Source organism: Paenibacillus sp. 1A_MP2, assembly GCF_052244825.1.
GTDB lineage: Bacteria > Bacillota > Bacilli > Paenibacillales > Paenibacillaceae > Paenibacillus > Paenibacillus vandeheii.
Genome location: NZ_JBQQCS010000001.1, coordinates 1,487,036 through 1,510,580, shown reverse-complemented (window position 1 = coordinate 1,510,580; position 23,545 = coordinate 1,487,036). Strand labels below are relative to the sequence as shown.

Sequence of the window (23,545 nt, the reverse complement as noted above, 5' to 3'; positions counted from 1 at the left end):
TTCTCTCCACTTCTTCATTTGTTACTTGCGTATTAGATGTATTGTCTTTCATTACCCAAACTATTGGGTTACGAATACAGCCATACCCGCATTAAGGATAACAATTGATCCGTTTGGATCGGTTTTTTCACATAATCGGATGCTCCAGCCTCAATACACTTGCCACGATCATCTTTCATCGCTTTTGCGGTTAAGGCGATAATTGGCAATTTTTCGAATCTTGGTATTTGTCTGATCCGCGTCATGGCCTCATAACCATCCATTTCCGGCATCATCATGTCCATTAACACCAGATCGATTTCCGGGTTCTTATCCAGAATCTCCAGAGCTTCACGGCCGTTCTCTGCAAATGTCACATCCATCCGATAACCTTCGAGCACACTTGAAAGGGCAAATACATTACGGATGTCATCATCCACAAGCAATATTTTCTTACCTTCAAACAAGGTTTCCTTGTTATGCAGTTTCTGCAGAATTCGACGTTTGTCTTCCGGCAGGTTGGCTTCTACCCGGTGCAGGAACAAGGTCGTCTCATCGAGCAGACGTTCAGGTGATTTCACGTCCTTGATGATAATGGACTCCGCATATTTGCGAAGCTTCATCTCTTCTTTACTGTCCAGTTCTTTGCCTGTATAAATAATGATCGGCAGATCATTCAAATATTGATCGTCCCGAATCTGATCAAGCAATTCAAATCCGGTCATATCTGTCAGCATCAAGTCCAGTACCATACAGTCATAGCGTTGACTGTGCAATTCATTCAAGGCCTCACTGCCGGTGGACACTGCCGTAATTGCAACATCATCGTGGCCGATCAGTTCAATGATTGCTTTCCGCTGTATTTCATCATCTTCCACAATCAACAGACGTTTCAATTGATTCTCTGTATAGGATTCGATATGCGAGAAAGCTTTATCCAGCGAATCTTTACTGGAAGGTTTTTTCAGATAAGCAATGGCTCCCATCATCAAACCTTGTTTCATATCATCGATTACCGAAATCACATGTACCGGGATATGACGTGTCGCGGAGCTGCTTTTCAGTTCGCCCAGAATTGCCCAGCCATCCATGACAGGCAACTGAATATCAAGGATTATCGCATCCGGCAAATATTGACGGGCCATTTCGAGTCCTTTGTCTCCCTGAAGCGCCACAATCGCCTTAAATCCTCTGCCTCTCGCCATATCCATCAAAATATGCGCAAAATTCACATCATCCTCAATGATAAGGAGAATCTTGTCGCCTTCCATCAGGTTCTTCTGATCATCTTCCAGCTGGGCAAGTACAGGTGAGTCGGGTTGAGGCATTTTCATAAACGAATTACTATCCGGATCCGATGTAAGGACCTTCTGTCTGCCTGAACGCATCGTCCACGTCTCTCTTGCAGACTGTTCGATCTCAGAAGAAGCAGCAGCTTCTGTCATAGCTTCGTCCACCTGAATCTCTTCTTCGTGATTATCCGGCAGGTACAGAGTAAAGCTGCTGCCCACACCTTCGGCTGATTCGACCTGAATGGCGCCACCAAGCAGGCGAGCAAGTTCGCGACTGATGGACAGTCCAAGGCCCGTTCCTCCATATTTGCGGCTCGTTGTACCATCCACCTGCTGGAATGCTTCAAAGATCAAATCCGTTTTGTCCGAAGGAATTCCGATTCCGGTATCCTTCACGGTAAAGCCTACATATTCCTGATTCGTATTCAAGTATCCAGGAAGCTCTTCCATTTTCATCTTCCGTCCAATCAGGCTTACCGATCCCCGGTTGGTAAATTTGAACGCATTCGACAACAGATTCCGCAAAATCTGCTTCACGCGATGGCTGTCGGTATATACCCATTCCGGCAAATTGCTGTCGAACTCAATGTTCAGGCCGAGTTCTTTTTGTTCGCCATGGGGCCGAAATTCTGTTGAACAAAGCTGGTCAGTTCTTCCATGCGAACCGTCTCATAGTTGATGTCCATTTTGCCCGCATCCACCTTGGACAGATCCAAAATTTCATCAATCATTTTCAGCAGATCTGCACCCGACATATAGATCGTTTGAGCATATTCCTGCTGTTTAACACTCAGATTTCCATCCTTGTTCTCCGATAACAATTGGGACAGAATCAAAAGACTGTTAAGTGGCGTACGAAGTTCATGCGACATATTTGCCAAAAATTCGGATTTGTACTTGCTCGTCATCGACAATTGCATGGCTTGCTGTTCCAGCTGTGTTTTCGTTTTCTCAATCTCGTCGTTCTTCTCTTCCACTTCACGAACTTGTTCTTCCAATGCTCGTGTCTTGGCAATCAGTTCGGTATTGAAGTGCTCCAATTCTTCCTGTTGACGCTGAAGAAGCTCTTCCGAACGTTTAAGGGCCCCCGTCTGCTCTTCCAGATTTTCATTGGAACGACGCAGTTCTTCCTGCTGGGTCTGAAGTTCTTCAGATTGAACCTGTAATTCCTCCGTAAGCGCCTGGGATTCGCGAAGCAGTTCCTCCACCCGCAAACGGCGGCGAACGTTGTTAAGAATGACGCCCAGATTCATAATCAGCTGCGAGAACAGCTGTGTATGCAGATTCGTGAACCCTTCAAACGAAGCTAGTCTCGACCACACCAATCAGTTCATCTTCAAATACGACAGGATAGATCATCACACCCGAAGCACGCGATGATCCCGTTGCTGATCCAATGTTCACATAATCCTCCGGAGTTTTTTCCATGATTATTGGAGTCATATCCAATGCGGCTTGTCCAATTAATCCCTCTCCGATACGGTAAACCTCTTTGCCAACATCTTCATTCTCTTCAAACGCATAAGCACCATAACGTCTCAGTTCGTCCGGATGCTTCTCTTCATCGATCAGATATACGACGCCCAGTTGAGCTCCAAGTACAGGCGTAAATTCACTGATAAACATCTGTGAGATCTGGCGAATGGAGCCAATACCTCGCAGCAATTCCGGAACTCTGGCTATGTTGGAACTCATCCAGTTCTGATCTTGCTGTGCTTGTAAATAAGCTTTCTCAACTTCCAGTTTCTCTTCCAAATCATTGGAGACATCCTTGAACACACTGGCAATCTGCCCAATCTCGTCGGTGGACTTCACCTGTATACGACGAATAGTTCGATAGCGACCTTTACCAAAACTGGTAATCATCATCGACACCGTATTCAGACCACGCGTAATACTAGGCAGTACCCACATAATAACCCCGAGAGCAAGCAGTAGCCCCGCAATCATGATGCCTACTGTAATCTGAACTGCCCGTGTATATGCTGCATTAGCAGCCTTAATTTCGCTATCAATCTCCTGATCCTGGAAACGGGAAAGTGCATTTAGACTGTCCACAGCTTCCTTTTGCACAGCAAGACCCGTTGAATTCCTGTAGTTGTTACCATCTTCCGCACGTCCTTGAGACATCAAGCTGACCTGTCTGCCAGCATAAGAATTATAAGAATTCCAAGCCACATTCACACGGTCAACCAGTTGATGCTCCGACGCACTGTCAGCCCGTTCACGAACTTCCTTAAGGTAACCTTCTCCCCGTTCCTGCATTTCCTTAAGCTCATTTTCTGCAGTGCCGGTTGAGTTATTCGGGTTAAGCAACAAGTTAGCCAGCACTTTCGCGATATCATTAACCTCTCCACGTACGGATGAGGTGTATCTGACCTTTAAATATCGCTCCTGATACATTTGGTCAACCTGTTTATTGCTGCTGTTCAGCCGTTCGTAGCTCACAAACGTAAGCACGATCAAGATGGCCATCAGAGCGGTAAAGCCGATCAGCAGTTTATTTCTGATTTTCATTCAGCTTCGCCCCCTTTATTTAAGGTAATCCAGACCAAACATTTATCATCATCCCGCTCTTGCGGAATTTCATCATCGAAGAATAATGCCTGCATGGCCGCTTCATCCCATTGGTGGGAGCCCGCCAGTTGTTCCTTCAGAAATGCCTGCTGCATTTCCTGGTCGCCCTGAACGGCTTCGGTTAATCCATCCGTATACAGCGCAATGTGCCCGTCACCTTCATAGTGAATCGTCTGTGGTTCAATATCCATCTTGTCGAACAAACCGACAGGACAGCAGACGCTGTCAAACGTGGTCACACTTCCATCATGACGGAAAAAGAGTGCTGGTGGATGACCTGCATTCACGTAGTCAATCCGCTTCATTCGGGTATCTACGACCAGATAGATCGCTGTAAAATAGTACTGCACCAGCTGCTTTTCCAGATGCAGCTGATTAAAGCGACGATTCAGCTCCTGAATGACCTTCTCCGGGTCTACATACGTTGTAACGGTGTCTTTCAGCACGGAAGCAATAAACATCGTAAATAGTGATGAAGATATTCCATGCCCCATCATATCCAGCAGCAGAACTCCATATCTGCCTTCACCAAGCGGATACCAAGAGTAAAGATCACCCGCGAGTTCAAACGAAGGTTTGTAAATGGCATTAACGTGAAATAGCGGATCTTCAATAGCAGGGCTTAACACGGCATTCTGTACCATCGCCGCAAGTTTCAGCTCATCCTGAATCCGCTGATCCCGCTCTTTATGCCAGTCCTTCTCTTGCTTCAGACGAAGCGCAAGACGGATTCTGGCCATCAGTTCCACTTTATTGATTGGTTTGGTCACGTAATCGGATGCCCCTGCATCCAGCGCCTCGGCCAATTTCTTGGAATCTCCGATTGCAGTAACCATAATAATAGGTATGTCCTTGAGATTCTCAAATTTCTGCACAATGCTGCATGCTTCGATTCCATCCATCTCCGGCATCATCATATCTAGCAAAATCAGGTCAATATCCGACGGTTTGGGACGAAGTTCATTGTTTTCCTCCCCAATCCCTAGAACTTCAAACATTTCCATGGCAGAACTTGCCGTTACAATGTCACGATAGTTTTCTTTTTTCAGAATTTCTCGAATGATAATGACATTCGTCGGATTGTCGTCAACAATAAGTATTCTCATTTCTATCTCCTTATCTGTGGCGTCCGGGTTTGTCGATTCTTATCAGGTCCGCTAACAACCTTAATTATACAAATTTCGCATTCAAGACAGCGGTAGACATAATAATTCCTAGTCTAACTATAATCGTATTATCAAAAAACTTCTATCAGTAAATGGCACCATCGTAGGAGAATTCCCCCGCTTGTCACCCTGTTTTTGCTGCGTTCTGATCCCGCTTCCAAACTTGCAAAAACATAGATAAGGAATGGGGATATCCCCATTCCTTATCTATGTTTTTGGTTAAGCATTCTGCATCATCAACTGTAAAACTTCTTTGATTCAAACAAAATACTCGATTCTGAAGCTTGTCCCTTGTCAGAAGGCTCCAGCTTACGTTTGTATCGGCTATGCTATTCTTTCTTTTTGGCAATCACAAGCACTTTGCCTTTATCGAGTTCACTCTCATAAAAATCTGCCTCAGCTTCGGTGAAGCCCATCGAAACAATTTTGGCCCGGAGTTCATCGCCACGGGAGCGGAACAGATTCGCCATGGAATCAAATAAGCCTTCTTCCTTAATACCAATCTCTTTGGCGTCGGCCGTATCGGCAATCCGATCTGTACGATCCTTTTCATGGGCCAGAACGAAGATATGATCAGCAAGGTATCCGGTAATCTGCAATTCTTTCACCGCTTCTACCGCTTGGACTCCGTTTTCTACCACTTTTGCATAAGCTTGCGCATTGGTTGAATTCATCGTTTCCACTCTCCTCTGATTGATCTTCTTTATCGAGCTACTTAATATATAACCATATGGTATGGGACTGAAACGTTTCTGGATTAACCACTCCTAGGAAACTGATTCATCAAAGAGATCTATTCCTTCAATCTGATTGGAGCCTGGCTTCATATACACTTTCAGCGCCTGACTTCCCCGAAGGAATACTTCTCCATCCTCTGCTACATAATACGGCTTGCCCAAAGCATCCCGAATGTCCTCAATATCCATATCAATCCACTCCTGATTAAGCTTCAGACGTTTCTCGTAAGCATCAATATGCACATAATTGACCACTCCTGTATCTTCGCAGAGCCCAACGGTTACATCTTTGAATTCATACTCCGGACAACCCAGATAGGGATCATGTTCCTTATGAACCGGTTGACCTTTATTGGCTAAAATATCATCGATGCTGTCATCCAGAGAAATGTCATTCAGAGTCCGAAAATGCTGGACAGTTCCGGAACGATCAGCAGCCAGAACTATTTCTGGTGTCTCCTCTTTCGCTACCGTCCATTGCATATCATGAGCAGCGGGTACCGCTGCCGGTTGAACGGAAAAGGGAGAAATTACGCTAAACATAACAAGCAGTAGTTTCATCATGATTCTCACCCTTTCTTCAGGTTCATCACCGCTCTGAAGACTTCTTTGATTACAAAACGGTCATGCTATTTCCGCATACGTTGCCATACATTAGCGGCTACATCCACATATTTCAGCCAGCTTTTTGCGCCCTTGGCATCTTCATGATATGTAGCTTCATAGGATTGCAGTGTCCGATCTGTCGATGTAGCAGGCGGCGTCTGTACTACATTTGCTACTTCTGATCGTTTGCTCTGTTCACTGCTGCTGCGTTTCGTCTGAAACTTGGCCATCAGCGTGGATGATACCTGCTTAGCAGCTTCCGTCACTTCGTTCAGTACTTCTCCCAAATTTTGTACAGATTCCATAACAGGATCAATTTGTTTCATTTTGTGCTGCACATCAACTGTAATATCATTGGCATGCCTTACCGTCTGTTTTACTTCATAACTAAGCTCATCAATCGTCTTTTGAACTTCCTGCAGTGTCTGTGACACATTGTCGAGTGAACCCTGAGCGGACTTCAAGGTACGAATTAAAAAGAATACAAGTACTGCAAATGCAATTGCAATTAAAGCCACACTAATTTGATAGATCATAAAAGAACCTCACTTTCCAGTATAAATCGGTTTAGTTATTGCTTAGTTACCCGACCAATTCCGAGGCGAAACAAATAGAAGATGAACTGTGAAATCAGCACAACCTGGTAAAATATCACAATGTTTCAACCCGAAAGGCCTCGGTTAAAGAACAACTACACACGGCAGTGAGACGAACACTTCTCGCTACCAAGTTCTATAAACGAAAGGATGATACCCATGTTGAAATGGTCGGTACTATTTCTAATTATTGCTCTTGTTGCAGGTATTTTCGGATTCTTCGGTATTGTTGAAGCAGCTGCTTCTATTGCCAAAGTACTCTTCTTCATCTTTGTTGTACTGTTCGTCATCTCCCTGATTACGGGACGCAGCCGAATGCGATGAATGGGGCTTCCCCCTTATGAACAGCACACGATACATACAAAAGCCTATCGCGCTTGCAAAAGCCGGTAGGCTTTTGTGCGTTCATAGCATCTTTTTAGCAACAATGATGCCCAAAGCAAATTACGACTTATCTCTATTATGTATTACGCTCCCTTCTCGTCTATTCCACCCCCTCTCCCCGATTAGATCATAAAAAAACAGAACCATTATGACGTAGTCAACCCGGTTTTCTCCCACTGAAGTATGATATATATAGGCTCTCCTTATACCCACTTATGCTCCAGTTGACACTGGAGAAACCAAGAAAATATTGTTATAATTTGTGTTTCACAAGTGAGCTCGCTTGGTTACTTTTAACACAGGACAACAAACTACATACCTAACCGAGGAGGAAAAACAAATGAAAAAAATCGTAAGTTTTGCCGCTGCTCTGACTTTGATGGGTTCCATGGCTGCTGCCGCAGGTGCTGAGGAAGCGGTTACCGGGACGGTAACTCCAGAAACTGGAACACAGGCAACCACAACAACGCCTGCGGTTGAAGTGAACAAACCTGCTGTAGACACTGTAGAAGGCACAGCTGAGACTGTAACTGGCACAACAGTGGACACCACGGGTACGGAGGGTACTTCAACAACTACAGAAACTACAACTCCAACAACGAACGACAAAATGTTTGATGAACCTGTTGTAAAAGCAGGAGATGAGGTTCTCGTCCCTACGATGCTGCTCAACCTGTTGGAGCGCACATGGTTCTATGACGCACCTAATGGCAAGCCGATCGGTGCACTGGGTTCCCAAATCATCGATACAACAGGTGAAGTTGTAGATGGATTCGACGGCGGTCAGTGGGTACAAGTATATACGTGGAAAGGCAAAGCTTGGATCCACGTTGCTATTCAATAGTATCGTATAATCGTTCTAACGATAAGTAAAGATAAGTAAAGAGGACAGCGCTCAGGCAGCGGCTGTCCTCTTTTCATTTCATAAGCGTTTATTTCGGGTTTGTCTATCCCGGTCTCAAGGGCTTCCCGTGGTTCCTTCTTTCATCTTAGGCTCCACATGTACATGTACATGCATAATATTATGCGAACGTTTCAATCGCTCTTCGACCCGGTCACAGATCTGATGACCCTCGATCAGGCTCAGTCCTCCATCCACCTCAATAACCACATCCACCAATACATGACTACCATGCACACGCGCCTTCACGTCCTTGATCATCTCTACACCAGGCACCCGAGCCACAGATGATCTTAGATCGGTCAGGTCTTTCTGATCAAATCCGTCTGTCAGACGATGTGTTGAATCCCGAAAGATCTCCCATGCTGTCTTACAGATCAACAGACCTACAGCAATTGCAGCTACTTTGTCCAACCAAGGAAGACCGAATTGTGCACCGATGATTCCGATTGCAGCCCCGATGCTAACCCAAGCATCCGATCGATTATCTTTGGCTGCAGCCATCAGGGCCTGACTGTTAATTTGTTTGGCAAGACGATGATTGTAACGATATACGCCCAGCATCACCAGTGCACAGGCAACCGCAACCGCTGCTGACCACAGGTTCGGTGCAACAAAGTTCCCTTCATACCAGGAACGAACCGCTTCAACCAATACCTGCAGGCCAACCATGGCCATAATAAATGAAGCAATTAGGGCAGCGACCGTTTCCGCTCTAAAGTGACCATAGGCATGATCGGAATCAGGCGGCTTCTGGGATATGCGAAGTCCGATCAATACAGCAACAGACGCAACAATATCTGTAAGGTTATTGAAACCATCTGCCAGCAAAGCACTGGAAGCAAATAAATATCCGCAGATCAACTTAAAAGCAGACAAGACCAGGTAGGCCACAATACTGACCCAAGCCCCGCGCTCTCCTTTGCGTATTTCTTCATAGGCGTTCAAACCGGGCGACACTCCTTTAACGTTTCGTATTACGGTTGTTCCATGTTACCAAATGCGTCCTGTGTGGGTCTATAGAAACAGTGTTGCCAAGCTGCATTGCTGTAGGGGAGCCGAAACAAAGTTGCCAGACCGCAGGGCTGTAGACGAAGAGAAAAAATGTTGGTCCAGTCAAAAAAGTGAAGGATTTCAGCATTTTATCAGGTTGCCCTTGTGGGGCTTTTGTAAAACGTATAAAATGAGTACATCCCGTCCAATTCGGACGGCTTACTGTAAGACCGGGAGGGAATAACGATGAGCGATAATACTGAACCGAAAAAAGTCAGTTTGCAGGATGCTATACGCCAAAAACTGGCGCAGAAGAAAGAACAGGCAAACACAGGTAACCAATCCAGTGCCTATTTTGAAGGCGGCCCCAAAGCAATGAAGAGCCAGAACAACAAAAAGCCTAACAACCAACGCCGCCGTACTGGCGGGTCATAGACCGTAAGAAGCTCTTGTATGAGATGTTTCTAAGGTTACAGGATCACCCTGTATGACCAAAAAGAACCGCAGGCCCTCCACTGGAGAGCTTGCGGTTCTTTTAGTTCACCATACGCAATGTAGACAGATTAGCTTATCTTAAGCTTCTACTGGATACATTTTGTTACGCAATTCTTTAATTTCGTCACTTTCCAGATACTCATCATAGCTCATTTGACGGTCAATGACGCCATTTGGCGTGATTTCGATAATCCGGTTAGCAATGGTTTGAATGAACTGATGGTCATGCGATGTAAACAGCATGGTGCCGTCAAAATCAATCATACCGTTGTTCAGTGCGGTAATGGATTCGAGATCCAAGTGGTTCGTTGGCTCATCCAGAATCAGAGCATTGGCGCCCGTTTGCATCATTTTTGCCAGCATACAGCGGACTTTCTCGCCCCCGGAGAGTACACTTGCTTTCTTCAGGGATTCCTCGCCTGAGAACAGCATACGACCCAAGAATCCACGCAGGTACGTTTCATCCTGATCCTTGGAATATTGACGCAGCCAATCTACGAGACTCATATCTACTCCGTCAAAATACTTGGAGTTGTCTTTCGGGAAATAAGCCTGGGTTGTCGTAATCCCCAAGTGTATTCGCCGCTATCCGCTTCTGTTTCACCCATAAGGATATCAAACAACAACGATTTGGCATTACCGTTCGGGCCAACAAAGGCGATTTTATCCCCTTTATTCACCACAAAGCTGAGATCATTCAGCATGTTCACACCATCAATCGTTTTGCTGATGCGGTCAACGGTCAACAATTGTTTACCCGCTTCACGCTCCGGCTTGAAGTTGATGAACGGGTATTTCCGGTTCGATGGACGAAGGTCATCCAACGTGATTTTGTCGAGCTGTTTCTTCCGTGAAGTCGCTTGCTTCGATTTGGAAGCATTCGCAGAGAAACGTTGAATAAAGGCTTGCAGCTCTTTAATCTTCTCTTCTTTTTTCTTGTTGGCATCACGCTGCAAAGCAAGAGCCAATTGACTGGATTCATACCAGAAATCGTAGTTACCTACGTACAGCTGAATTTTACCAAAGTCGATATCGGCGATGTGTGTACATACTTTATTCAGGAAGTGACGGTCATGGGATACCACAATAACAGTACCTTCATAATCCATGAGGAAGTTCTCCAGCCATTGAATGGATTCGAGATCCAAGTGGTTGGTAGGCTCATCGAGCAGCAGGTTGTTTGGACGACCAAACAATGCTTGTGCCAGCAGGACACGAACTTTTTCGTTACCGCTCAGATCAACCATTTTCTTCTCATGCATGTCACGTTCGATACCCAGACCGATCAGGAGTGCCGCTGCATCCGGCTCAGCATCCCAGCCGTTCAACTCAGCAAACTCACCTTCAAGCTCACCTGCGCGCAATCCATCTTCTTCTGTAAAGTCCGCTTTGGCATACAATGCGTCCTTCTCCTTCATGATGGAATAGAGACGGCTGTGGCCCATAATTACCGTTTCGAGAACCGGATACTCATCATATTCAAAGTGGTTTTGCTTCAAAACGGCCATGCGTTCGCCCGGGGTGATGTGCACCTCTCCCGAGTTCGATTCAATTTCACCGGACAAAATTTTCAAAAATGTTGATTTGCCGGCTCCGTTGGCGCCGATCAGACCGTAACAGTTGCCTGGCGTGAACTTGATATTCACATCTTCAAAAAGTGCACGTTTTCCGTAGCGGAGCGTGATGCCGCTTGTACTAATCATTAAGCATACCATCCTTTATTTAATATTCTGCATACTGCATGAATAGCAACTAATTCAATCATGGATTCAATATCCCGTAGCCTATTCTGGCACCATATTATAACACAAAAAAGCGGCAAATTCGAAAATTGGCCGCTTTTTAATCGCTAAAGATTTGGTAAATGTACCGTTCATGCGGGTATACCCTTACATTAGCATATCTAGCTCACTTTTGTTAGTCTTGTTTACTTTCTTCGTGCCGGATGCGGAGTGTCTCACCATGCCCCAGCACCCGAATTCGCTCTGGGTTGATTCCCAGTCGTTCTCGTTCCGCTTCCATTCGATCGAGTGCTTCCTTGGGTGTATCATCCGCCAGCTTAAACGTTCCATAATGCATGGGGACCATAAGCTGAGAACCTGTTTCTACAAAGCCCTGCAGCGCTTCTTCCGGCGTCACATGCTGGGATGTCATGAACCACTCGGGCTCATATGCGCCGATTGGCATCAGGGTGATACCGATGTCGAAGCGTTCACCAATGGTTTTGAATCCCTGAAAGTATCCTGTATCCCCCACAAAATAAATAACAGGCGGGCCGCCGGGAGGATTAGCAGCTGATGCTGATGCTTCTGATGGATCATCCGTTCCAACTGCTCGGGAATTTTCATGAGCACGGTCTTGGCTCGTCGCAGCAGTCTCTTCAGACGGGACAACTGCGGGATGATGCTGTTCCAATACATAACCGCCCCAATGGGACGTGTTGGTATCAAATAAGGTTCGGCGCGTCCAGTGCTGCGCAGGTACAAAGGTTATTTTGACCCCGCCAAGCGTAATATGTTCCCACCATTTCATCTCATGACACCGATGGAATCCTTTGCGCACCATTTTGCGCTTCAATCCATCAGGAACGATGAGCAGCGTCTTGGCCGTGACCAATTTCCGCAGCGATGCGAGATGCAAATGATCATAGTGGGAATGTGAGATCAAAATAATATCCAGTGGCGGAATATCGTGAATCGGAATGCCAGGAGCACCGAGTCTGCGCTGAAATCCCATTTTTTTCGGCCCAGACCGGGTCTGTCACGATGTTTAGTCCATGATATTGAATAAAAAATGTGGAATGTCCAATCCAGGTAATCGTGGTTTCAGCCCGGTTGGCGTGCAGATAATCCAGTTCAGGCGGGTGCTTGGGCACGGTGTAGGAATAATCCTTAACTTTGTTGCGCCGTTGCTCCCTCCATTGCTTGAATTCCTTCAGCGTTTTGTCCGTACTTACATTATCAATGTTGTTATAACGGATTTTCGGCATGAAAGGGCCCTCCTCCCCTCCTCTGTATCTTAACAAAAGATTACCCCGAATTGGAAAGTACGTACCAACGAATCAATCCCTTGGATTTTTGCATTTCGCCAAATAGATAAACAAAAACGCAATTGCAGCCACAATGATCAGTGGTGGGGCGTACATAATCGTAAAGGTCTCAAAAAAACTCAACCCCGTTATACCGGGAATCCCCGTCACTCCCGCGTCAGAGCTGAGAAGCAACCTGGGAAGCATGATGAACAGCATGTTGGGAAGCATGAACGGACTCATCCTTTCTTTTTACCAGCATTACCGCGCACATAATTGGCATCAAACAGAAACAGCTTCATAATGAGCACGAGTGAAGGAATGAGCACCAGCAGTCCAAGGCTGAACGCCGTAATAAGCGCAATACCCATCGTCTTGTTCGTAAAGCTGTCGTAAATATTAATGTACGGATACAGAATGTATGGAAGATGCGAGCGCCCATAGCCGTACCAGGCAAAGGCAAACTGCAGCATGACAGCGATAAAGCACCAGCCCATATATTTACGTTTCCATACCAGCGAGACGGCGATCACAAAACAGATAAAAGATGCGATGAACATCCAAGAGATATTCAACATCTGCTCAAAGTGTGCTGGATTTTGTTTGTTGATCTGCAAAAATGCCAGAAAGCTGGCAAAGATCGTAGGCAGACTCCATAGGAGCGCATATTCCCGCAGGACTTCAAACGCAGTCTCATCCTCCGCCCGCTTGGCGTAGTAGGAAAGAAACATCGCAGAGATATACAGCACGCTTACCAAAGCAAGCAATACAACAGACCAGGTATACGGATTCGTCAGAAACTCACGCCAGCGAAAAAATACCTGATCACCCACCTGCTCAATAATTCCACCTTCGGAAATCGCCAAAATGGTGGAAAATACCGCCGGAATCAGCAATCCCGTTGCTCCGTACAATGCCATGTAGATCCGGCTGTTCTGCCCATGGTTCCCGTAGGTATTATAGGCGTAGTACACGCCCCGGATGGCAAGCAGCACAATGGCCAATGAACCTGGAACAAGCAGCGCTGTCCCGTAATAAAAGGCGCTATCCGGATAAAATCCGACCAGACCGACAACAAAAAAGATCAGAAACACATTCGTCACTTCCCACACCGGGGAGAGATAGCGCTGAATAATGTTATGAATTTTGTTCTCGTGTCCGCTTAATATGCTGTAAAAGCTGAAAAATCCGGCTCCAAAATCAATCGAAGCCACGATCAGATATCCAAACAGAAACGTCCACAAGATCGCGATGCCTGCAATTTCAAAACTCAATGCACGATCCCTCCTTCCAGGCCGAGAGACTCCAGTTCCTTCTCTGCTTCCTTGTTACGGAACAGCTTGCTGAGTACCCGGATCGCGGAGAAGCAAAGGATCAGGTACAGCAGAATAAACAGAATCAGCATCCACCCCACGGAGGTTGACGTTGTTGCGGCTTCCGACACCTTCATGTAACCGCGCAATATCCAGGGCTGCCTGCCGACCTCGGCAAACATCCAGCCCAGTTCAATGGCAATCATGGCCAGCGGCCCGAGCAGGACGATACCGAGCAGCAGCCATTTGGGATAAGGCTTGCGCCCCGGCAGCCAGCGACGGATTACATAGAGCACCGGGATCAGCAGAATAATCACGCCAGTCGTCACTTTCAGGTCAAACATATAGTGAATGGACAACGGCGGCCTGAGATCGGCCGGAAATTCTTCCAGCCCTTTCACTTCCGTGTCGGGTCTGTTTCCCGCCAATATGCTGAGTGCATAGGGAATCTCAATGGCGTATTTCACTTCATTGTTCTCGTCAAGAATGCCCCCGTAGACCAGCGGCGCCTTCGTCATTGTTTTGAAATGCCACTCCGCGGCGGCCAGCTTCTCCGGTTGGTATTTCGCCAGAAATTTACCGGAAGAATCTCCGATCATGACCGTGCTGACCGCAAATACGAGCGCACATACCGTTGTGAGTTTAAGTGCTTTTTTATAATAGACATGGTTCCGCCCCCGCAGCAGACTGAACGCGGCGATACCTGCGAGAACCCCTGCACTTAAGGTATACGAAGAGGCAAGCACATGAGATACCTTCGTTGGGGTAGCCGGATTCAGCATCGCGGCAATCGGATGGATATCCTTCATGATGCCATTAATCAGGGTAAACCCCTGAGGTTGGTTCATAAAAGAGTTTACCGTTGTGATGAATATCGCAGAGGCAGAGGAACCCAACGCCACCGGAATAAGCAGCAGCATATGCGTATATTTCTTTTTGAAACGGTCCCATGTGTAAAGGTAAATGCCCAGAAAGATCGCCTCCACAAAAAAGGCGAACGTCTCCATAAACAGTGGCAAGGCAATCGCCTGCCCCGCTACTCGCATAAACATCGGCCACAGCAGGCTGAGCTGCAAACCGATGGAGGTGCCTGTAACCACACCCACGGCAACGGTAATGACAAAACCACGCGCCCATCTGCGCGCCAGCAAGGTGTAATGGATATCATTGGTGCGCAATCCGCGCCATTCAGCCAAGGCAATCATGAGTGGAACACCTACACCGATGGAGGCAAAAATGATGTGCACAAACAGGGTAAGACCGGTAAGCATCCGGCTGAGTAGAACAGGGTCCAGGGATGACATGGGGTTACACTCCTCTTTCACATAATCATTATGTACGACTTCATACCGTCTAGATGACGATATAACTCAATAACTCATGATCCGGATAATACTTTTGACAACGGCATATAGCACAATCACGGCTGCGACCAAGCAGACGATAATAAGGGTTTTCTCTTGTTTACGGAACATAGACCTGCCGTCCTCCTTTTGCATGCAATGCAAATTATTGGCTCTATAGACAGTTTGCAAAAGAAGTTGTTTTTTTATCCGGGAAATTTTGAAAAACAAAAAAAGCCCTATCGATTTCAGGATGAAAGCATCCTTTCCGATAAAGACTTTCTCTTGCCTTACACGAGTTCGTCTTGCTTGGGCAATCGAACCTTGAACGTACTTCCTTTGAGCGGCGCGGATATAAAGGTTAGCGTACCCTGGTGATCCTCTACAATTTTGCGCGAAATGTAAAGCCCCAGTCCCGTCCCGCCAATCTGGCGATGATCCGAATTGTCCACACGATAAAACTTCGTAAACAGTAGGTCCTGCACGTTCTCTGGAATACCTATGCCATAATCACGTACATCGATGCATAACCATTCTTTTTCTTCCCACAGCGTAATATCAATTCGGTCTGCTCCAGGCGAGTACTTGACCGCGTTACCAATCAAATTATGGAGTACCTGAACCATACGGTTCTGGTCGGCATAAGCAAAAAAATCTCCATTAAATGCATGCACATAGATGCGCTGAATGGATTGCATATTCCATTGCTCAGCAACACCCTCAACCAGTTCAAGCAAAGGTACATAGGTCTTGTGGTAGGTCATGCCATCATTGTCCAAACGTTGAATATCAAGTACATCATCCAGCAGACTACTCAGCCGCGAACCTTCCGAGGATATGGTTTCCATGAACTCCTGACGCTGTGAAGCAGGAAGATCATACATCATCATTAGTTCCACATAGCCCATAATGGTCGCTACAGGGGTACGAAGCTCATGCGAGACCACACTGATCAGTTCGTTTTTCATCCGGTTCAGACGTTCTTCCTCCGTACGATCACGGAACACCAGCAGAAATCCATGGTTTTTACCGGGAACATCCACTTGCTTCATGTACAGGGAAAATACACTTTTTTCCACATCATTGAATATAAATTCAGTTTCAACAAAAGCCTGTTCCCCATCCAGAAATGCACGCGTCTGCTCCATCAAATTGAAATCGGGGGTTAACACCATGGTGTCAATCGCATTGGCTAGATCCTCAATGGACCTGCCTGAAAAATCTCCGAGGCCAAACATTTCTTCAATTCTTCTGTTCACTATCGTGATGGTGCCAGACCGATCAGACATGACCAGACCTTCCCGAACGGATTCTATGAAATGCTCGCTAATGTCCCGCTGCTCCTGAATGGCAACTTTTTCGTGAAACAGTTCAGCATTCAGCTTCTCCAAGGCCAGCGCATGACGTACACGTTCTTCCTCAGCTCTTGTCCGCTCGGTAATATCCTTGATAAACAAGTTATACAGCGTTTCGTTATTGCCCAACTGAATTTCTACAATTTTGTACTCAATCGGAAAAACTGAACCATCCCGGCGTATGCCTGAAATCTCTTCCACAATGACATGCCGTTTACCCAAAATAAACTCAAATCTTTCCAGCATTTTTTTGATTTCCATATAGCTCGCTCCCTGGAATAGGGATATGGCTTCCTTCTCGAATAACACTTCTTCCCGTTTCAGTCCAAACATTCTTTCGGCTTCGGGATTAAACTCGATAATCAGTCCGTTCGAATCCACAGCAATAATGGCATCGATGGATGAATCAATAATCGCTCGTTTGATCTCCTCACTGTTCTTCAGCTCTTTTGTTCGTTCTTTGACTCTATCTTCCAGGGTGTGCTTGTCCTGGCGAATCTGTTCGAATTGTTCAAGGAGCACATCGGCCATTTTGCGCAGATTGCCAATCAAAATCTGTACTTCTGTTACATGACTGGTCGGCCACTCCATTTTGCCATTACGAAATAACAGCCTTGGCAGAGACCCAGTCATGCGTGTAAGGCGCTTCAATGGACTTACCACTTTTCGACTGAGCGGAGCGGCTACAATCATGGAAACCACGAAAATGATAAACAACGATTGAAGTGTGGTCAGATAGATCGACTCGATCCGTGTATAATAATGGGCTGAACTGGTCTCAACGAATACTCGGTATGCTGTACTTGTAGTCATATCTGCTTCATACATAAACGAAGCCTCTTTCCAGTGAGTAAGCACATCACTGTAATAAGCATCACCGGAGCGAAATAAAATGCTGTTCTCCCCTGGATTCAGAAAACGATATTTATTGAAATCCAGATGTTCTCCTACCCGAAGTGTATCCAGCCCTGAAGCAATGACCCTATCATTGGAATCCAGAATAATGACGTTTACGTCCAGCAGATGATGATACCGCTCCATGGTCTGCTGCATGTTCTCATTGGTTAAATATTGTTCATTCAAATCCTTGATAACTGCATTGGCAGCATGTTTCAGATTCAGCATGATGGTATCATTTATTTGCCCCAATTGTCTGCGACTATCCGCGGACAACAGGATAAGGGAAACAACGACTACAAAGGCTACAACGTATTTAAAAGCAATTCTCGTGAGCGGAATGGTTCCTGTTCGTTTCGACTTCAGTTCACCATTTATAATCCAGAAGTCCACCACTATGCCTGCAATCAGCGCGTTAACCATGCTGATTACAGCAACATGCATATAGCCATACTTTAATTCGTCAAGACTGATGCCCATGATGAAATATCCGTAAAAAATCACTGGCAGTAACATCACAACCCAAAATACGGCGTTGGCTTTTATGATGCTTCCATTTTTCGAGCGTATCTGCCACACCAGCATCCAGATCAATTCGATGAAATGAGCTCCGATCATAAACAAGCTGTTAGGGACCAATTCTGTGCATAACACACCCAAAGAGCTGATCCCTATATAGGTAATGAATCCGTAAATAGCCCCATGTAAGCGCAGGGCAATAAAAGCTGCGGCTATGCCGAACATTAGCTGTACACCATAAAATAAAGTTAAGGGAAATATCGTTCCCAGCGTCCCAAGGCTAATAAGTATGGCAGTGCCCAGCCACGGAATACGGAGTTTGATTATCACCCAATCTAACACCTTGCTAGCCTTTATGTAGTCCATAGGTAGTTGCCCTCATGACTGATTTCTATGTTTGTATTCAACAACAACGTTGGTTCCTCCCGTAAAATAAAGCTCGTAAAATCGACTTTTTTCCCTTTCATCGGTCTGATACATTATACTGTAATTACCTCTCCATGTAGCTTTGGGAAATTTTTAATGATCGGCAAATAAGCTACATTCATGGTAAAATACTGAGGTTTGGCTCGAACTCTATAGAATTCTCTACATATGCATCCTATATTCTGGAATACAAACATTAAAAAATTTGCAGTATTCCCTCACAAAATTACGACAAATTTCTAGAAATTTCTTAACAAATTCATTTCATCAGGAGTGTGACCTCAATGGCTATTAAAGTACTTCTTATAGAAGATGAGAAAAATCTGGCCGACATGATTGCTTTCTTTCTTGAGGAGGAGGGTTACATAACTGAACGGGTTCATCATGCACGCGAAGCACTTCAACTTTTTCCACGATTCCAGCCTGATATTGTAGTAACTGACTTGATGCTGCCTGAAACGGATGGCAATGATCTGGTTGATGCGTTTCGTCAGCACTCCACTGTGCCCATACTCATGATCTCAGCTAGCACCATGCTGAATGATCGGCTCAGAGCATTGCATAATGGTGCGGATGATTTTCTATGTAAACCCTTTAGTCTGAAAGAGTTGGATGCCCGCATGAAGGCTTTACTCCGCAGGTCGGCAATTGCCTACCCGAACAAACCGGTAAAAGAGGACAAGCCTGCTGAAGTCGCTGGACATGTCAGTGTGAATGAGTACAGACGAACCTTGTTTGTGGATGGTCATGAAATCGAGGTTACGCATATCGAGTTTGAGATTATGAAGGAATTGTACCGGAATCCCGGCAAGGTATTTACCCGCAATGAACTTATGGATCGAATTAAGGGCTCAGAGCGGGCATATCTTGACCGTACAATCGATGTGCACATCTCCAGTCTGCGCAAAAAAATTGAGCCCGACCCCAAAAATCCACGGTATATCAAGACGGTTTGGGGAACGGGATATAAATACGTCATTTAGTACACGGCGAAATAACATAACGGCTCATGTCCTCTCTCTGTCATCGTCTCATCGACCGGGTTGAGGGCAGAGCTGTTTTTGATTTGCAGGCAACAGAATACAGCCACCGCTGGATTTCCATGATCAGTCCTTCGGGTTCTTTCTCTTGCCAGAGAATCAACTTCATCAGACCGGTGCCCGTGATAAGCTGCAAATGGCGCTTGCGAATCAGGGATTGGAAATCTGTTATCATCAGTAAAGGAATCTGAGGCACAAATGCCCGGATGGCATTCGCTGCTGAAACGGCTTGCCCGGCGTCCTGATAATCCACAATACAATAACGGGCTGTTCCCCATTTCGACCCGACCATGCTTTCCACATTTTTTTCTGTCTTAATTGCTGACTCCCTCTTCTCGTCTGTTATCCATTCATTCAACAATTCAATAATATGATCATAATCAATACCACGACTTCCGTCCGAAAGTACGGTAATGGGTTCCATAACGATTACCTCCAGTTCATTCTCTTGTCTTATTGTGCCAATCTTCATTTAAAAATGTTCGTGTTCGCACATAAAAGAAGTGTTAACTATCTTCGTACATCTTCACAAACGCTGTAAGGTTCATTACCCATTTCGCAGTTTGCAGTAATTCATGTAAAATAGGGATATGCCCGTGCCCATTGCGGGAACTTTAAGTATGAATCCGGTACAGGAGGTTATGAACCGATGAATATTGTTTCCATTGAACCAACACCCAGTCCCAATACAATGATGCTGCATCTGGATGAACGTCTGGAGGACGGGATTCGCAGAACATATACACTGGATAACGAACGGTCTGCTCCGGCGTTTATTCGCCAGATGCTACATATTCCCGGAGTAAAAAGTGTATTCCATACGACTGACTTCGTAGCGCTCGACCGCAAGGGAAATGCGGACTGGTCCGTCATTCTTGGCGAAGTTCAAAGTCGTCTGGGGCAGCAGGGAATTGATCTGGATTGGATTGAATCTGAAGATGCCTCTGGTGAGCACTTCGGTGAAGCACAGGTATTCGTTCAATTCTTCAGAGGCGTGCCGATGCAAATTCGGGTCAAAGCCGGCGCGAAGGAAGAACGAATCTCGCTCTCGGATCGGTTCGTCAAAGCGGTTACTGAAGTCGCCAGTGCAACGCTGATCAAGGAACGGAAACTGAGTGATTATGGCGTTCGCTACGGGAATTGCCTGAAATTGCAAGAGAAGTGGAACAGGAGCTGGAAGCAGCATATCCGCCAGAACGTCTGGAACGAGTGATCCAACAAGCCATTGAACACGGCACCAATGCGGAAGAGTTCGTGGAACGTCGCCGCCAGCTGGATGGGGCCGAACTTGAAGAGGCTCTAAATAGTGAGGACTGGAATGTACGTTATGCTGCATTTGATGGTATGGAGCCTACAGCAGAACGTCTGCCACTTGTAGCCCATGCACTCCATGACAGTAAAATGCAGATACGCCGACTGGCTGTCGTATATCTCGGTGACATCCGTACACCGGAAGCGATGGAACTGCTGTACGAAGCTTTACAGGATAGTTCGCCTGCTGTACGCCGAACTGCCGGAGATACCCTCTCCGACATCGGTGATCCCGCAGCAACGGCAGCCATGACAGCTACGTTATCCGATAAAAGCAAGCTTGTACGCTGGCGTGCAGCCCGCTTCCTGTACGAAGTGGGGACCGAAGAAGCAGAGCAAGCACTGCGGAAGGCAGCAGATGACCCTGAGTTTGAAGTTAGCCTGCAAGCCAAAATGGCACTGGAACGGATCGAATCCGGGAACAGGCAGCCGGAACGGTATGGCAGCAGATGGCCGGGCGTAACAAACCGTCAGAATAGTCCTTTGGATTCATATCCAACAATTGTTATTGCACTGGAATACCATGGGGGTTATACTAATTGTCTGTTTACCAAACAGAACATGGAGCGTTACGTTCTGTGATTTATAACTTCATAGACAATAGATACACCTCATCCATGATGATGAGGTAGAGGTCGCGGGTGCGATCAGTACGTTGAAGGAGGCGCTAAGGAGCCGCTTATGAATTCAGCCGAAAGGTGCACCCGCCGAAGCCCGCAGGACGTTCCTTACGTTGTCCAGCGCGGCTGGGGCTGTTGCCGAAAGGTGCAGAACTGTCACAGATGAAGGATACCTTTCTCGGAGGGTATGATTTCTTCTGTGTTGAGCTATCTTAAACATTCGGGACGAGGTGCGGACAATTGATATAAAGACCGCAGGCTAATGCCTGCGGTCTTTTGTGTTATTTGCCATTGTTCTGAACCCATTAGTACGCTGAAAGAAGGAGTGTTTCCATGCAAGATCGCAACAACCAAACCACAACAGGGCCCACCCTGAAAAAAGGACTACGCGCACGGCATATGACCATGATTGCACTCGGTGGCTCCATTGGTACAGGGCTGTTCCTCGCAAGTGGAACCGCCATTTCCAATGCAGGTCCCGGCGGTGCACTGATTGCTTACGCTGCCGTCGGCATTATGGTTTTCTTTCTAATGACCAGTCTAGGAGAACTGGCTACCTTCATGCCTGACTCCGGTTCATTCAATACGTATGCGGCCCGCTTTGTCGATCCGGCCCTTGGGTTCGCCATGGGCTGGAACTTCTGGTACAACTGGGCAGTCACCATTGCGGCAGAGCTCGCTGCGGCAACCGTACTCATCAAATACTGGTTCCCTGACAGTTCATCCATGCTGTGGAGTCTGTTGTTTCTCGTATTAATCTTTGCCCTGAATGTGTTGTCCGTCAAAGGATATGGAGAGTCGGAATACTGGTTCGCCATTATCAAAGTCGCTACAGTCATCATCTTCCTTACCGTTGGTGTGCTCATGATCTTCGGCATTATTGGCGGAGAAGCGGTTGGATTCAGCAATTTCACAGTAGGTGACGCACCATTCCATGGCGGATTCTTCGCGGTTCTCGGTGTATTTATGGCCGCCGGGTTCTCTTTCCAGGGAACGGAGCTCATTGGCGTCGCAGCCGGTGAAAGCGAAAATCCGCGTAAAAATGTCCCTCGTGCTATTCGGCAAGTGTTCTGGCGCATTTTGATCTTCTACATTCTGGCGATTACTGTCATCAGTCTGATCATTCCTTACACACATCCGGATCTGCTCAAAGGTGATCTGAACAATATCGGAGTCAGTCCGTTTACCCTTGTCTTTGAAAAGGCAGGTCTGGCCATTGCTGCTTCTGTCATGAATGCCGTTATTCTGACCTCTGTACTGTCAGCCGGGAATTCGGGCATGTATGCTTCAAGTCGTGTCCTGTATGCTCTTGCTCGAGATGGCAAAGCACCTCGCTTTCTCGGTCGGCTGAACAAAAAGGGCATTCCAATGAATGCCCTGCTCTTGACTACAGCGGTGGGTATGCTTGCTTTTCTAGCCTCCCTTTTCGGTGATGGCATTGTATACACCTGGCTGCTTAATGCATCCGGTATGTGTGGCTTTATCACCTGGCTTGGCATTGCCATCAGCCATTATCGCTTCCGCCGTGCTTATGTAGCTCAGGGACGGGATTTGAACGATTTGCCCTACCGTGCACGCTGGTTCCCATTTGGGCCGATCTTTGCTTTTGTATTATGTATCATCGTCATTGTTGGACAGAACTATCAGGCGTTCACGGGCGATCAGATCGATTGGAGCGGAGCCCTCGTCGCTTACTTGAGCGTTCCATTGTTCTTGGTATTATGGCTGGGTTATAAATTTGTTAAGAAAACAAAAGTCGTACCGCTACAGGAATGTGATTTTACTCCATCTTCAGAATGATTATATCCAAGCAATGATATTGATCAGCATTGGGTTACTCCAATTAAATAAACAGGCAGCCTTCCTTCTTTCTATGTAAGAAAAGGCTGCCTGTTTGATTTGTCCAGGTTTTGTATATGTCCCTATGTTTACAATAGAACAGTTAATCTATTTTTGGACAAAAGGGG

Annotated in this window: 17 protein-coding genes, 3 pseudogenes and 1 riboswitch; of the genes and pseudogenes, 6 read left to right on the top strand and 14 right to left on the bottom strand. The window is 46.3% G+C overall.

Features of this window, described 5'->3' with window-relative positions; translation table 11 throughout:
- Window positions 1-68 precede the first annotated feature (68 nt).
- The 5 genes and pseudogenes from ACTWJ7_RS07500 to ACTWJ7_RS07480 all read right to left on the bottom strand — a co-directional run bounded on the left by ACTWJ7_RS07500 (window position 69) and on the right by ACTWJ7_RS07480 (window position 6,893).
- A pseudogene (locus ACTWJ7_RS07500) lies at window positions 69-3,788 on the bottom strand (response regulator).
- A complete protein-coding gene (locus tag ACTWJ7_RS07495; RefSeq protein ID WP_024631364.1) occupies window positions 3,785-4,954 on the bottom strand; it encodes a PP2C family protein-serine/threonine phosphatase in 1,170 nt (389 codons plus the stop codon). The pseudogene ACTWJ7_RS07500 and the gene ACTWJ7_RS07495 overlap by 4 nt, the downstream one beginning before the upstream one ends.
- A 389-nt stretch (window positions 4,955-5,343) precedes the next feature.
- The gene (locus tag ACTWJ7_RS07490; protein ID WP_301879813.1) at window positions 5,344-5,688 is read right to left on the bottom strand and encodes a general stress protein; all 345 of its coding nucleotides are present in this window, start codon (window positions 5,686-5,688) and stop codon (window positions 5,344-5,346) included.
- Between the two features lie 93 nt (window positions 5,689-5,781).
- Complete coding sequence (locus ACTWJ7_RS07485) at window positions 5,782-6,315, bottom strand: hypothetical protein (protein ID WP_079350063.1); 534 nt, start codon at window positions 6,313-6,315, stop codon at window positions 5,782-5,784.
- Between the two features lie 65 nt (window positions 6,316-6,380).
- A complete protein-coding gene (locus ACTWJ7_RS07480; RefSeq protein WP_024631367.1) occupies window positions 6,381-6,893 on the bottom strand; it encodes a DUF948 domain-containing protein in 513 nt (170 codons plus the stop codon).
- A 219-nt stretch (window positions 6,894-7,112) separates the two neighbouring features.
- Between ACTWJ7_RS07480 and ACTWJ7_RS07475 the strand changes: the two genes are divergently transcribed.
- Complete coding sequence (locus ACTWJ7_RS07475; protein WP_017692264.1) at window positions 7,113-7,277, top strand: DUF1328 domain-containing protein; 165 nt, start codon at window positions 7,113-7,115, stop codon at window positions 7,275-7,277.
- 400 nt (window positions 7,278-7,677) lie between these two features.
- Window positions 7,678-8,181, top strand: a complete 504-nt coding sequence (locus ACTWJ7_RS07470; RefSeq protein ID WP_079350064.1) for a hypothetical protein — start codon at window positions 7,678-7,680, stop codon at window positions 8,179-8,181.
- Between the two features lie 114 nt (window positions 8,182-8,295).
- Here the strand turns inward: ACTWJ7_RS07470 and ACTWJ7_RS07465 are convergent, their stop codons facing one another.
- Window positions 8,296-9,186: a cation diffusion facilitator family transporter gene (locus ACTWJ7_RS07465; protein WP_079350065.1), complete on the bottom strand. Its 891-nt coding sequence runs from the start codon at window positions 9,184-9,186 to the stop codon at window positions 8,296-8,298.
- 291 nt (window positions 9,187-9,477) lie between these two features.
- On the opposite strand from ACTWJ7_RS07465, the gene ACTWJ7_RS07460 reads away from it, so the two are divergent.
- A complete protein-coding gene (locus tag ACTWJ7_RS07460) occupies window positions 9,478-9,666 on the top strand; it encodes a hypothetical protein (RefSeq protein WP_024631370.1) in 189 nt (62 codons plus the stop codon).
- Window positions 9,667-9,804: 138 nt separating this feature from the next.
- On the opposite strand, the pseudogene ACTWJ7_RS07455 reads toward ACTWJ7_RS07460, so the two are convergent.
- From ACTWJ7_RS07455 to ACTWJ7_RS07425, 7 genes and pseudogenes are all read right to left on the bottom strand, one after another.
- Window positions 9,805-11,429: pseudogene (locus ACTWJ7_RS07455) on the bottom strand (ABC-F family ATP-binding cassette domain-containing protein).
- A gap of 214 nt (window positions 11,430-11,643) precedes the next feature.
- On the bottom strand, window positions 11,644-12,462 hold the full coding sequence (locus tag ACTWJ7_RS07450; protein ID WP_443145256.1) for an MBL fold metallo-hydrolase: 819 nt from the start codon (window positions 12,460-12,462) through the stop codon (window positions 11,644-11,646).
- Window positions 12,371-12,715: an MBL fold metallo-hydrolase gene (locus tag ACTWJ7_RS07445; protein ID WP_443145255.1), complete on the bottom strand. Its 345-nt coding sequence runs from the start codon at window positions 12,713-12,715 to the stop codon at window positions 12,371-12,373. The genes ACTWJ7_RS07450 and ACTWJ7_RS07445 overlap by 92 nt, the downstream gene beginning before the upstream one ends.
- A gap of 72 nt (window positions 12,716-12,787) precedes the next feature.
- Window positions 12,788-12,961 carry a cytochrome bd oxidase small subunit CydS gene (gene cydS, locus ACTWJ7_RS07440; protein ID WP_443146349.1) on the bottom strand — a complete coding sequence of 58 codons (174 nt, stop codon included), beginning with the start codon at window positions 12,959-12,961 and terminating at the stop codon, window positions 12,788-12,790.
- Window positions 12,962-12,993: 32 nt separating this feature from the next.
- Window positions 12,994-14,028: a cytochrome d ubiquinol oxidase subunit II gene (locus ACTWJ7_RS07435; protein ID WP_024631373.1), complete on the bottom strand. Its 1,035-nt coding sequence runs from the start codon at window positions 14,026-14,028 to the stop codon at window positions 12,994-12,996.
- Window positions 14,025-15,371 (bottom strand): cytochrome ubiquinol oxidase subunit I, encoded by a 1,347-nt coding sequence (locus tag ACTWJ7_RS07430; RefSeq protein ID WP_024631374.1) that lies wholly within the window; start codon window positions 15,369-15,371, stop codon window positions 14,025-14,027. The genes ACTWJ7_RS07435 and ACTWJ7_RS07430 overlap by 4 nt, the downstream gene beginning before the upstream one ends.
- Before the next feature lie 329 nt (window positions 15,372-15,700).
- The gene (locus ACTWJ7_RS07425) at window positions 15,701-18,511 is read right to left on the bottom strand and encodes an ATP-binding protein (RefSeq protein ID WP_301879817.1); all 2,811 of its coding nucleotides are present in this window, start codon (window positions 18,509-18,511) and stop codon (window positions 15,701-15,703) included.
- 380 nt (window positions 18,512-18,891) lie between these two features.
- Here ACTWJ7_RS07425 and ACTWJ7_RS07420 point away from each other — a divergent pair, with 380 nt between their 5' ends.
- On the top strand, window positions 18,892-19,590 hold the full coding sequence (locus ACTWJ7_RS07420) for a response regulator transcription factor (RefSeq protein ID WP_301879818.1): 699 nt from the start codon (window positions 18,892-18,894) through the stop codon (window positions 19,588-19,590).
- 40 nt (window positions 19,591-19,630) lie between these two features.
- On the opposite strand, the gene ACTWJ7_RS07415 is transcribed toward ACTWJ7_RS07420, so the two are convergent.
- Complete coding sequence (locus ACTWJ7_RS07415; protein WP_079350070.1) at window positions 19,631-20,071, bottom strand: hypothetical protein; 441 nt, start codon at window positions 20,069-20,071, stop codon at window positions 19,631-19,633.
- A 225-nt stretch (window positions 20,072-20,296) separates the two neighbouring features.
- Between ACTWJ7_RS07415 and ACTWJ7_RS07410 the strand changes: the two are divergent.
- Window positions 20,297-21,437, top strand: a pseudogene (locus ACTWJ7_RS07410) (virulence factor).
- A 142-nt stretch (window positions 21,438-21,579) separates the two neighbouring features.
- Window positions 21,580-21,796: riboswitch (Lysine riboswitch) on the top strand.
- A 115-nt stretch (window positions 21,797-21,911) separates the two neighbouring features.
- On the top strand, window positions 21,912-23,378 hold the full coding sequence (locus tag ACTWJ7_RS07405) for an amino acid permease (protein WP_301879819.1): 1,467 nt from the start codon (window positions 21,912-21,914) through the stop codon (window positions 23,376-23,378).
- Window positions 23,379-23,545: the final 167 nt, after the last annotated feature.